The organism is Streptomyces sp. NPDC051940, from assembly GCF_040680895.1.
Taxonomy (GTDB): Bacteria; Actinomycetota; Actinomycetes; order Streptomycetales; family Streptomycetaceae; genus Streptomyces.
This window is the reverse complement of record NZ_JBFAXR010000196.1, coordinates 1-11,536: the sequence shown is the minus strand read 5'-3', so window position 1 is coordinate 11,536 and position 11,536 is coordinate 1. Positions and strand designations below refer to the sequence as shown.

Genomic DNA, 11,536 nt, shown 5'->3' with positions numbered 1-11,536 from the left:
CGCGGGGGGCCGCGGCGCGGCCCCCCACCCCCCCGACGGCGCGGGGCCCCGCCAGCCACGCCCGGGCCGCCGCGACGGGCTCGGCGGGCAGCCCGCCGGCCAGCGGGCCCTTCGCCGCGACCAGCGCGGCGGGGGTGCCGAGCGCGTTCCACCGCGCCCGCGCCCCGGCGTCGCCCGCCGCGTCCCGCTGCTCGGCGGTCGGGGCGAGGACGCCCTTGCGGTTGTCCCTGTCGCCGGGGCCGTGCTCCTCCCCGAGGACCTGCACTGCTCCCGGGGCGCCGCCCTGCGCGGGGGCCGCCGTGTCGACGGGCCCGCCCGTGAGCACGAGTGCGGCGGTCGCCAGGACCGCCGCCGAACTGGTCGCACGAGATCTTCTGTGCCAGACACGCCGTCTTCCGCGCACTACAGGAGATCTTCTACGCACCTGCACCGCCTCCTCCACGGCTCCTTCGCCGTCGGTGGACTGGTTGGGGGTGCCCGCGCACGAACCGCCGGTCTGGCCGGCCGGCGGGCGGGGGGTCGGGCGCGAACCCTTCGAAAATGCTCCCGGACGGGGGAGTTGTGAAGTGGCGGGGAGGTTACGGTGCGTCCCCGGGCTGTCGGAGCCCGCGGACGCCGGTGAGGACTCCGATCTTGTCGACGCGGTGCTCGGGGTTGCCGTTCGCGTCGCGCCAGAAGTTGCCGGCGGCGTTGTCCTCCGGGGTCAGGCAGGTGGAGAGGGTGATCATCGGCCGGGTGGCGGTGCGCCCCGGGGCGCCCGGTACGGCGGCGCGCTGCCCGGCGAGGGAGGCGGGGGAGCGGAACGACGTCCTGCGGGTGGCGGTGATCTCGTACGCGTAGACCGTGCGGCCCGCGGTGATCAGCACCTCGGCGCCGGGTGCCAGGTCCGGCAGATCGCGCAGGGGGCCGCCCGCGGAGAGCCGGTGGGCGGTGATCAGGTAGTTGCCGACGTCACCCGGCCCCACCCCGCCCCGCGGCCCGTACGGACTGGCGGCGACACCGCGGTTCTGGATCCGGGTGCCCGCCCGGTCGTCCGTCGTCCCGCGGTAGGGGACGACGCGCAGGTCGCGGACGCCGATCGCGGAGATCGTCAGCCGGGCCTCGCGCGGGCCGGACGGGGGTTTCGGCGCGGGGGAGGGGGACCGGTCCGGCGGCGGCCGCTCGGTGGCGGACCGCGAGGGGGAGTGGGGCTCGGCCCCGGGAGGGTTCGCGGCGGGGGTGCATGCCAGGAGTACGGCGAGCAGAGCGGCGAGTACGGCTGGGAGGGCTCGGGGACGGAACATGGCGGCCGGATCCGGGAGAGGCGTCGCGGGCGGGCAACGGGTGCTCAACACGGGAACGAGGAGCGCCCGTTCGGCGTTCCCAGCGGACCGGGAAGGCCGAACGGGTGCTCGCCCGCGCGCAGCGAAGGCGAGCACCCGCCCGCGTCGATCAGCCCGCCAGCGTGATGATCTGCGTCGTCCCGGGCGCGACCGTCACCGGCGCCCCCGCCGCGACGGGCGTGCTCCGCGGGGCGTGGTCCGGGATGCCCGCCGGGTTCACCGAGGCGCCGCCGAGGGTGATGGCGGAGGCGTCCAGCGAGGACAGACCGGCGGCGGCGGAGGAGGCCAGCCGTACGCTCCGGCCGCCGGGGAAGCCCTGGGGGAGGGTGAGCGTGACGGTGTCGTCGGTGGCGTCCGGCGAGGCGGGGTCCTGGATGTTGATCAGCACCACATGGTGTACGCCGTCCTCGTCCACCACGGCGTACGCGCGCAGCCGGTCCAGGGTCCCGTCCGGCAGGCCGAGGTCCACGAAGCGGCCCCGGGGGAGCTGGCGGAAGGCCCACAGGCCGTAGTACAGCGGTGTGGCCGACAGCCCGCGGGCGTCGAGCTGTGCCTGGTCGGCGGCGCAGAAGGCGCCGTAGTAGCGGTAGGAGACGGGGTACTCGGCCGAGTCACGGGCCTTGAAGTCGCCGCAGACCGCCGCGGTGTTGGTGTGGAACTGCAGCCGGGTGACGGCCCCGCTCCGCGCGGTCTGCAGCGCGTAGTCCAGCGCCCACAGCGAGGATCCGTACGCGTCGCTGACCCCCGGCTGGCCGCTGCACGACGCGCTGTTGGACTCGTTGAGGGTCATCGGCACCGAGCCGTGCAGCCGGTCGCCGACAGCCCTGATACCCGCGAGCTTGGTACGGGCCCGGGTGTAGGTCGCGGGGGACAGCAGCTGCGGCATCGTCAGCGTGCTGGTGCCGCAGTGGCTGCCCGCGTAGAGATGCGAGGACATCTCCTCGAGGGTGCGCTTCGGGGCGTCCGCGCCGTCGGCCAGCGCGGCGTTCGCGAAGCCGTCGATCACGGAGTTGGTGACCGCGGTGTTGGCCGACGGGCCGTTCATCCTCAGCCGGGCCTGCGGCACGGCGGCGTCCACGGCGTCCTGGTAGCGCTTGACGGTGTCCCACATCTGGGCCGGGGTGAGCGTGGTGACGTTGTCGTACTCGTTGCCCACCTCGAGCGAGAGCAGATCGTCCCCGAGCGTGGCGTGCGCCGCCTTCACCTCGGCCATGACCTGGTCCATCGTCACCTGCGGTGCGGGGTCGCGCAGCGGGTTCTTCAACTGGGCCGGGTCCAGCAGGGACTTCAGCGGCAGCCCGAGCGTGACCTTCCAGCCGGTCGCGTCGAGCAGCTCCTTCAGCCGGTCCAGATCGCCCTGGTCCACGGTGCCGCCGATCGCCTGCGCGGGCGGCGGGGCGTCCTCGTACGCGCCGAAGGCGGGCCAGACGAGGTCCATCGAGTAGCCCCCGAGCCGCAGTACGCCGTGCGGGCCGAGGGTCTTCAGCCGTTCGGCGAGCAGGTCCGCGGTCAGATAGCCGTGCGCGAAGTCGGCCGACTCGACGGAGAAGCCCTGCATGCCGGTGTCGAGCACGGGACCGGAAGGTGATCCGGAGAGGTCGACGGTGAACGCGCTCTGAGCCCGGACGTCGTCGGCGGACGCGGTGCCGCCGGCGCCGACGAGGAGCGCGGCGACGGTGACGAGGGCCGCGGCCCTGACACGCGGTACCGGTGCGGTGCGGGTGCGCATGGGTGGCCTCCTGGATGCGGCGGATTCCAGTAAACGATTTCTCAAGCCGTGCACACTGCAGCCCCCGCGGCAGGCTTGTCAATGCCTCCGACAGGATCGGTCAGTTGGGCGTCGGGCCTCCGGCGGGCGAGGGCCCGTCCTTCGGACCTTGCCGGGGTGGGCGCCGTCCGGCACGCGCTCCCCGAGCTCTCCACTCCGCTGCGCCCGGTTCGAGCAGGGGGTTACATCCCCATCCGCGATGCCGTCGGCGGCCGACGCTCCGCGTCGAGTCCCTCTCCGCCGTGCGGTCGCACGCACCGACGGAGCCCGACAGCCGCGGCGCGGCGGTGACCAGGCGTAGGGGCGAGGGACCCGATCCCAGCCCGTCCGGCGTTTGAGGACGAGGCGCGCAGCGCCGACGCGGGGGTCCGGGGGCGCAGCCCCCGCAGCGGAAGGCGACGGAAAGCGGGGGGTCACCGGCCCCCGGGGGCCGTACCCGTGGAGGCCCTTGCCACGAGCCGCGCGGCCAGCCGCACCGCCCCGTGCCGCCCCGACTGCCGCAGCTGCTCCCGCAGGAGCGCCCACGCCTGCCTGCCGACCTCCTCGTTCGGCAGCCGGACCGTGGTCAGCGGCGGGTCGAGGAACTGCGCCACCGGGATGTCGTCGAAGCCGGTCAGCGAGACGTCGCCGGGCACGGTGAGTCCCCGCTCGCGCAGCCGGGCGAGACCACCGATGGCCACCAGGTCGTTGAACGCGACCACCGCGCTGACCCCGGCGGCGAGCAGCTCCGGCAGCGCCGCATGACCGTCCTCACTGGTGGACCCCGCCCGTGCGACGGTCACCCGCAGCCGCAGCGCCGCCGCGGCGTCGCCGAGGGCCCGCTGGCGCTCCGCGTCCGACCACGAGGTCGGCGGGCCCGCGAGATAGCCGAGGTGCCGGTGGCCGAGGGCGGCGAGATGCCGTACGACCTCGGTCATACCGGCGTACGAATCCACGCCGGCCGAGCTGATGGACAAACCGCCGACGTCGCGGTTCGTGCAGACCAACGGCCCCGCCGTGAGGCGCGCGAGGTCCTCCAGCGGCAGCCGGGGGGAGCAGAGCACCAGGCCGTCGCAGCGGGGCGCGAGTTCGTGGATCAGCGTGCGCTCCTCGTCCTGGCGTTCCTTGGAGTCGGCGACGAGGAGCCGGTGGCCGTACCCGCCCGCGGCGTCGGCCAGGCCGCGCAGCAGTTCCGAGAACGACGGGTTGGCCAGGTCCGGCACGACGACGCCCACCAGCCGGGTGACGCCTGCCTTGAGGCTGCGGGCGGTGCCGCTGGGGCGGTAGCGGAGCTGCTCGGCGGCCTGCTGTACACGGCGCACCAGTTCCGGGTCGGTGACCCGGCGGCCGTTGAGTACGCGGGAGACGGTTGCCGTCGACACGCGGGCTGCGCGGGCCACGTCGACGATTGTCGGCTTGCGAACGACGTCGGCCATGCGGTGACTGTACGGCGTCCGGGCCGCTCACCCTTCGCCGCCCGGGCGTCCGGCGGGCCGGGCGCTGTCGGCTGCTCCGGCGTTGGGTGCGTGGGGGGTTGACCCCTGCCGCGACCGTCCCTACAGTCTGGCAACTGTTCGGAAGCCTGATTCGAGTTCATATACATGACTCGGAGGGAGTGCCATGAAACGCCGGGTATCCGTGCTCGTCAGCGCGCTCGTCCTGGCCGCGGCCGCTGCCGGCCTTCCCCCTGCCCACGCCGATCCCGCGCCCGGCGCCCCCGCGGGGGACCCGGCCACCGCGGCCGGCCCCGCACCGGCGACCGCCGCCGCCGGCGGCCGTATACCGGACCACTTCGTCGGGCTCAGCGTCGAATGGTCGCTCGTCGAGCGCTATATGAACCCCGACGCCCGCCCCGCCTTCGTCAACCTGCTGCGCAACCTCCGCACCGGCATCCTCCGCATCGGCGGCTCCTCCCAGGACCAGATGCCCTTCGACGCCACCGCGGGCAACACCGACAGCGTCATCACGCCCGAGGACCTCGGCTACCTCCGCGCCACCCTCGACGCGGCCGGAGACGGGGACGACCGCGGGAAACCGCGCTGGGGCGCTGTCCTGGGCACCGCGATGTCGCCGCCGAGCGACACCCGGCCCTGGGTGGGCCCCGCGCACGCCAGGGACTTCGTCAGCCAGGGGGTCGCGCCGGCCTTCCCCGGCACGGCGGCCCGGCTCGTCGCGGGCATCGAGCTGGGCAACGAGCCCGACCTGTCGTACCGCACCGATGTCGACCGCTACCTCACCGACCTCGCCGCCTACGGCGATCCCTCCGTCACCGGCCCCTTCCCCGTCATCGCCCCCAACACCAGCGAGGACATCCTCCCCTGGACCACCTTGGCCGACCCGACCGCGGCCACCCGCTGGTTCCACGGCTGGCCGCGGATCCTGGACACCGCGGCCCCGCTGGCGGAACCCCGCACCGGCGCCTTCGGGGCGTACGCCTCGGACCACTTCTATCCATTGGCCCGCACCTGCACCGGCAAGCCCTACCGCTGCCCGAGCACCACCGCCCTGCTCTCCGACGAGCATCTGGCAAGCCTCGACTACGAGGTGTACGCGCACACCGCACAGGCAGCCGCGCGCGGCCTCGGCTACCGGCTGGAGGAGACGAACACCGCCGCCGGACGCGGCGCCGACGGTGTGAGCAACGTGGCGGCGGCCGCCGCCTACGCCCTGTCGGCGATGTTCCACACCGCGTGCCCGCAGCCGCCCGACCGGCCGGGCGCCAACGCGGACTGCGCCACAGGGGCGCAGGGCGTGAACTTCCACAACGCCGAGGTCCGCGCCTTCTTCCACCCCGAGGAGGGCAACGCCTACTACAACGCGGTCCGCTACGACCCCACCGACGCCATGGGCGCGCCCACCGCGGCCCCCGTCTACTACGCTCTCCTGCTCTTCGCGCGCTTCGCCCAGGACACCACCGGCCTGCGTCCGGCGGAGGTCGGCACCGACGGCGCCCGGGCCGCCGAGGCGTGGCAGGTGGAGACGGAGGACGGCGCCCGGCGGGTGTTCGTCATCAACAAGTCCGACCACCCGGTGACCGTCACCGTGCCGGTGCGAGCCCCGGCGGCGGCCGTCGACCGGATGACCCCGTACGACCCCGACGGCGTACGCGCCCTCGACGCGCCGCGGGTGCGCATCGACGGGCGGGAGGTCGCGGCCGACGGGACCTGGCCGGGGTTCCGGCCGTCGGTCGTCCGCGCCGAGGGCGGCCGTACCACCCTCACCCTGGCCGCCGGCGAGGCCGTGGTCGTGACCTCCACGGGCCTCTGAGGCCCCGCGGACGGCCGGAGAGCGCGATGCCCCCGCACGCACGAACGCCGCCCGGCCGGTCCTCGGGGGACCGGCCGGGCGGCGGAGTGTGTGCGCGCTGAAGGAGGCGGCGTGGCTCAGGCGAGCGACTTCGGGCCGCAGACCGGCCAGGCGCCGATGCCCTGCTCGGCCAGGACCTTCTTGGCGATGTTGACCTGCTCGGCCGGCGTCGCCATGTCGGCGCGCGGCGCGTGCTTCTGGCCGCCGAAGGCGTTCCAGGTCTGCTGGGTGAACTGCAGACCACCGTAGAAACCGTTACCGGTGTTCGCGTTCCAGTTGCCGGAGGCCTCGCACTGGGCGAGCGAGTTCCAGGAGGAGGGAACGGCCGGGGCCGCCGAGGCGCTGCCTGCGGTACCCAGCATCACGAACCCTGCGGCGCCGAGAACGGCGGCGGTACCGGCGATACGGGCGGTGCGGGACTTGCGAAGGGCGGAGGTGAACACGTAGTGACCTTTGTTCGGTGACAGGACCCGTGCCGTGGGGGGCTTCCCGCTGCTGCGGTGTGCTCCCTGGGCACAACATCCACTCTCCCGATTCGGCGGGCCCGCAACCACGGGCTTCCGTCGTGTCCTGACCAGGGCCTTTGTCCCGCCATGCCCCCTTTGGCGTAGAGGCGAAGGTTCGGGACCATGGTCCTGAACCAGGGCATATTGCCTGGTCAGGCCGTGTGTCCGGGGAGGGGGTCCCGGAGCCCGGCGCGCCGGCCGCTCAGCCGCCCTCCAGCGGGAACCAGCGGCCCGTCGTCAGCCGCTCCGCCGCCGCCGGACCCCAGGTGCCGGGGGTGTAGCCGAGCGGGGTGTCCGGCGGGTCGAGGACGTCGCCGACCACGCGCCAGCACTCCTCGGTCATGCCCATCGAGCAGAAGCGCCGGGGATCGCCCGTCATGGTGTCGTCCAGGACGTGCTCGTACGCCGCCGGGTCGCCGCCCGTGAGGTGCGGGAAGTCCGTGGCCGCCCGGATGCGGTCCAGCCGGTACGGCTCGTCCGCGTGCTGGGCCAGCAGATCGAAGGACGCCCCCGAGCGGGGGTTCAGCCGCAGTCGGACCAGGTTCGGCGCGCCGTCGGCCGCCGCGCGGTACCCGGCCGGGGCCGGGGCGCGCAGCTCCACCACGATCTCCGTGGAGGTGACGGGCAGCGCCTTGCCGGAGCGGATCGTGAAGGGGACGCCGTCCCAGCGCTCCGTGTCGACCCCGGTACGCAGCGTGGCGTACGTCTCCGTCGTCGAGCCGGCCCGCACGCCCTCGGTGTCCTGGTAGCCCGCGTACTGGCCGCGTACGCACTCCTGCGGCCGGACCGTGCGGATCGCCCGCAGCGCCCGCACCCGCTCGTCGAGGCTGTCGGCCGCCGAGGTGCCGCGCGGCGGCTCCATCACGAAGGAGGCGAGGGTCTGCAGCAGATGGTTCTGCACCACGTCGCGGACGCAGCCCGTGGCGTCGTAGAAGCCGCCCCGGTCGGCCACGCCGAAGTCCTCGGCCAGCGTCAGCTGCACGCCGCGTACGTGGCGGCGGTCCAGGACCGCCTGCATCAGGGTGTTCGCGCAGCGCCACGTCGGCAGTCCCTCCACCACGTCCTTGCCGAGGAAGTGGTCCACCCGCCGCAGCCGCTCCTCGGGAAAGTACCTGGTCAGCTCGGTCTGCAGGGTGCGCGCCGACGCCAGGTCGGAGCCGAAGGGCTTCTCCACCACCAGCCGGGCGTCGTCCGCCAGCCCCGCCCGGGCCAGCCGCCGGGCGATCACCGCGTACGCGGACGGCGGCACCGCCACGTAGTGGGCCAGATAGCCGAGCCCGCGGGTACGGGCGGCAAGGGCGTCGAAGGTGGCGGCGTCGTCGTAGTCGACCCGCGCGTAGTGCAGCAGCCCGGCGAACGCCGCGAAGGCGTCCTCGTCGACGGTTCCCGCCGCGGCGACGCATGCGCGGGCGTGTGCGCGCAGGCGCTCCCCGCTCCAGTCGCTGCGGCCCGCGCCGTACACGGGCCCGGTCAGCCGGCCCTTGCGGCTGAGCTGGTAGAGGGCGGGCAGCAGCATCTTCCCGGCGAGGTCGCCGGTGATGCCGAAGAGGACCATCGCGTCCGCCCGTGGCACGGCCGTGGTCACGTCGGTCTCCTGTCCGCCGGGGAGCGCGGGCGCGCCGGGGGCCGTCGGTTTCCGGGCCGCGGAGGGGCGCGGCGCGGGGCGGTCCCCACTGTCGCGCACGCCCCGGTCCGGCGCACATCCGGTGGTCCGGCCGTCACCGTCCGTCACCCGGGTGGCCGTACGAGAACCTCCGTACCCCGCTCCGGCCAGCGACGATGGGCCCAACCACCGACTTCGGGAGCGAGGGCCGGCATGGCTCAGGGTTTTTCCGCGGAACCGGGCACACAGGGCCCGCTGACCGAGATCCCGCCGGCGGGACTGCGCCGGATCAGGCTCTGGGCGTTCGCCATCGCCCTCGGCGGCTTCCTGTTCGGCTTCGACACCGGCGTCGTCTCCGGAGCCCTCCTCTACGTCAAGCACGACTTCGACCTGAACTCCTTCGAGCAGGGCAGCGTCGTCAGCGTCCTGCTCATCGGCGCCATGGTCGGCGCCACGCTGGCGGGCCGGATCGCCGACGGCATCGGACGGCGCCGCATCCTCGGTCTCATCGGCGCGGTCTTCGTCCTCGGTACGGTCGTGGTGTCCGCCGCGACCGGCTACCCGATGCTCCTCGCCGGGCGCGTGGTGCTGGGGCTGGCCGTCGGAGCGGCCTCGGCGATCGTGCCCGTGTACCTGTCGGAGATCTCCCCGACGGCGATCCGCGGCCGGCTGCTGACCCTGAACCAGCTGATGATCACTGCCGGCATCCTCGTCGCGTACCTCGTCAACCTGGTCTTCTCCAGTGCCGAGGCGTGGCGCGCGATGTTCGCCGTCGGCGCCGTCCCCGCGCTGCTCATGGTGGCGGCGACGCTGTGGCTGCTGCCCGAGTCGCCGCAGTGGCTGATCGCCCACGGGCGGCCCGAGGTGGCGCACCGGTGGATCGCGTCGGTGACCGACGACGCGACGGCCGACCGGCTCGTCGAGCGGACCCGGCAGCGCCTCGCGGAGGAGCGCGCCGAACGGGAGCGGCAGACGCTCGCCTCCGGGCAGCGGACCCGGCGCCTGCTCGCGCCCGACGTACGGCCGGCGCTGATCCTCGGCCTCACGCTGGCCGCGGTGCAGCAGTTCGGCGGCATCAACACGATCATCTACTACGCCCCGACGATCATCGAGGGGACCGGGCTGAGCGCGTCGAACTCGATCTTCTACTCGGTGTTCATCGGCATCATCAACCTGGCCATGACCCTGGTCGCCATCCGGGTGGTCGACCGGTCGGGGCGGCGGCCGCTCGTGCTGTGGTCGCTGGCCGTGATGACCGTGTCGATCTTCATGCTGGGGCTGGCGTTCGTCGTCGACATGAACTCGGTGCTGACCCTGCTGTTCATGGTCGTCTACATCGCCGCCTTCGCGGCCGGGCTCGGGCCCGTGTTCTGGACGCTCATCGGGGAGATCTTCCCGCCGGCCGTACGGGCCGAGGGGTCCAGCGCCTCGACCGCCGTGAACTGGGTGTCCAACTTCGTCGTGAGCCTCGCGTTCCTGCCGCTGGCCGACGCCATCGGGCAGGGCGAGACCTTCTGGATCTTCGCGGTGATCTGCGCGTTCGCGTTCCTCTTCGTCAGCCGCTACCTCCCGGAGACCCGGGGGCGGGACGCGGAGGAGATCGGGGCCGCCCTCGCCGTGCGGTTCGGGCGTACGGGTCGGGCGGACGGGGTGGACGGGACGGAGGGGGCGGCTGGGATGGACGGTGCGGCCGGGGCGGCCGGGACGGATCGGTCGGCTCGGTCGTCTCGGACTGGGAGATGACCCGTCGTACGACCCCGGCCCCCGCCGGAGTCAGGGAGAGGGGGCGGCGTGCCCTCCGCGAGGCGTGGGACGACGCCTGGCAGCGGCTGAAGGACGGGGTGTGGCCCGTACTGCAGCAGGCCCTCGCCGTCACCGTCGCCTGGTGGGTCGCGGTACGGCTCCTCGACCACCATGTGCCGTACTTCGCGCCGATCGCGGCCCTCGTCGCCCTCAACACCCCGCGCGGGCGGCGGGGCGCGAACGCGCTGCGGGTCGTGCTCGGGGTCATCGGCGGTGTGGTCATCGGCGAGCTCGCCTTCACCGTCCTCGGGACCGACGCCTGGGCCATGGGCGTCGCCGTCTTCGCCGCGCTCCTCGCCGTGATGGTCGTCGGCGGGCAGCGGGTCACCCGGGCGCAGGCGGGCGTCAGCGCGGTCATCGCCGTCGCGGCCGGGCAGCAGGCGGGCATCGACCGGGTGCTCGACGTCCTGGTCGGCGGCGGGGTCGCGCTCGCGTTCAGCCAGCTGATCTTCCCCGCGCATCCGCTGGCGCTGCTGCGGCGGGCGGAGTCGGCCATGCTGGAGGACCTCGCGGACGTGCTCACCGCCACCGCGAAGGCGCTCGAGGCCTCCGATCCCGTGCCCGAGTCCCGGCTGTGGGAGCGGCTGCGGCCGCTGTACGCCGCGCTGGCCGATCTGCGGGTGGTACGCGACGACACGATCGCCGCCACGAAGCACACGCCGGCCTGGTGGGGGCAGCAGGAGCCCGTGCGGCGGGAGCGGGCGGCGGCGCTGCGGCTGGATCTGCTCGGCAACAGCTGTCTCACGCTGGCGCGTGAGGCCACGACGCTCGAAGCCTCGGACCGGGCTGTGCTCGTCGAGCCCGTCCGGGAGCTGGGGCGGGTGCTGCGGCTGCTGTCGAAGGCTCCCGGCAACCGGGCGGTGCGGCGGCGGGCTGTGCAGAGGGCGTTGGACGTCGTGGCGCAGTCGCCCCGGTCGGCGTCCCTGGCCGAGTCGGCGGTGTGGGCGGGTGTGCAGTTGGCTGCGCGTGACGTGCTGGTGTTCTCCGGGGCTTCGCCGGAGAACGCGGATGAGGCTGTTCGGTCGCAGACGGATGATGTGGCCATCGGGCATCCGGCTCGGCTTCGGCGGCCTCCGGCGCCTTCGCTGCCTTCGCTTCCGCTGCCTTCGTTGTCCGCTTGGCCTGCGCGGCGGTTTCGGCCGGCGCGGCGGCCTCCCGGGCGGCCCTGATCGCGGTCCGGTTCCGCCGCGGGGGGGGGGGCCCCCCCCCCCCCCCGCCGGGGGGGGGGGGGGCGGGGGCGCGGGGGGGC

At 74.2% G+C, this 11,536-nt stretch carries 9 protein-coding genes; 3 read left to right on the top strand and 6 right to left on the bottom strand.

Going from position 1 to position 11,536, the window contains the following annotated elements:
* The 4 genes from AB0M28_RS38170 to AB0M28_RS38155 all read right to left on the bottom strand — a co-directional run.
* A partial coding sequence (locus AB0M28_RS38170; protein WP_365415038.1) for a hypothetical protein occupies window positions 1-325 on the bottom strand: 325 nt, incomplete at its 3' end.
* A gap of 253 nt (window positions 326-578) precedes the next feature.
* Window positions 579-1,283: a class E sortase gene (locus AB0M28_RS38165; RefSeq protein ID WP_365415037.1), complete on the bottom strand. Its 705-nt coding sequence runs from the start codon at window positions 1,281-1,283 to the stop codon at window positions 579-581.
* A 148-nt stretch (window positions 1,284-1,431) separates the two neighbouring features.
* Window positions 1,432-3,051 (bottom strand): glycosyl hydrolase family protein, encoded by a 1,620-nt coding sequence (locus tag AB0M28_RS38160; RefSeq protein WP_365415035.1) that lies wholly within the window; start codon window positions 3,049-3,051, stop codon window positions 1,432-1,434.
* Between the two features lie 452 nt (window positions 3,052-3,503).
* Window positions 3,504-4,505, bottom strand: a complete 1,002-nt coding sequence (locus AB0M28_RS38155; protein WP_365415033.1) for a LacI family DNA-binding transcriptional regulator — start codon at window positions 4,503-4,505, stop codon at window positions 3,504-3,506.
* A 184-nt stretch (window positions 4,506-4,689) separates the two neighbouring features.
* Between AB0M28_RS38155 and AB0M28_RS38150 the strand changes: the two genes are divergently transcribed.
* On the top strand, window positions 4,690-6,336 hold the full coding sequence (locus AB0M28_RS38150; RefSeq protein WP_365415031.1) for a hypothetical protein: 1,647 nt from the start codon (window positions 4,690-4,692) through the stop codon (window positions 6,334-6,336).
* A 116-nt stretch (window positions 6,337-6,452) separates the two neighbouring features.
* Here the strand turns inward: AB0M28_RS38150 and AB0M28_RS38145 are convergent, their stop codons facing one another.
* Both AB0M28_RS38145 and AB0M28_RS38140 read right to left on the bottom strand, forming a co-directional pair.
* Entirely contained in the window at window positions 6,453-6,818 is a 366-nt protein-coding gene (locus AB0M28_RS38145; protein WP_365415030.1) for a transglycosylase family protein, read from the bottom strand.
* Between the two features lie 265 nt (window positions 6,819-7,083).
* A complete protein-coding gene (locus AB0M28_RS38140; RefSeq protein ID WP_365415028.1) occupies window positions 7,084-8,466 on the bottom strand; it encodes a glucose-6-phosphate dehydrogenase in 1,383 nt (460 codons plus the stop codon).
* A gap of 231 nt (window positions 8,467-8,697) precedes the next feature.
* Between AB0M28_RS38140 and AB0M28_RS38135 the strand changes: the two genes are divergently transcribed.
* Both AB0M28_RS38135 and AB0M28_RS38130 read left to right on the top strand, forming a co-directional pair.
* Entirely contained in the window at window positions 8,698-10,227 is a 1,530-nt protein-coding gene (locus AB0M28_RS38135) for a sugar porter family MFS transporter (protein WP_365415026.1), read from the top strand.
* On the top strand, window positions 10,224-11,456 hold the full coding sequence (locus AB0M28_RS38130) for an FUSC family protein (protein WP_365415024.1): 1,233 nt from the start codon (window positions 10,224-10,226) through the stop codon (window positions 11,454-11,456). The genes AB0M28_RS38135 and AB0M28_RS38130 overlap by 4 nt, the downstream gene beginning before the upstream one ends.
* Window positions 11,457-11,536: the final 80 nt, after the last annotated feature.

Bases quoted from the DNA above. Each gene is read 5' to 3' on its own strand.
- AB0M28_RS38165 (WP_365415037.1), bottom strand. From the start codon at position 1,283: ATGTTCCGTCCCCGAGCCCTCCCAGCCGTACTCGCCGCTCTGCTCGCC.
- AB0M28_RS38150 (WP_365415031.1), top strand. From the start codon at position 4,690: ATGAAACGCCGGGTATCCGTGCTCGTCAGCGCGCTCGTCCTGGCCGCG.
- AB0M28_RS38135 (WP_365415026.1), top strand. From the start codon at position 8,698: ATGGCTCAGGGTTTTTCCGCGGAACCGGGCACACAGGGCCCGCTGACC.
- AB0M28_RS38160 (WP_365415035.1), bottom strand. From the start codon at position 3,051: ATGCGCACCCGCACCGCACCGGTACCGCGTGTCAGGGCCGCGGCCCTC.
- AB0M28_RS38155 (WP_365415033.1), bottom strand. From the start codon at position 4,505: ATGGCCGACGTCGTTCGCAAGCCGACAATCGTCGACGTGGCCCGCGCA.
- AB0M28_RS38130 (WP_365415024.1), top strand. From the start codon at position 10,224: ATGACCCGTCGTACGACCCCGGCCCCCGCCGGAGTCAGGGAGAGGGGG.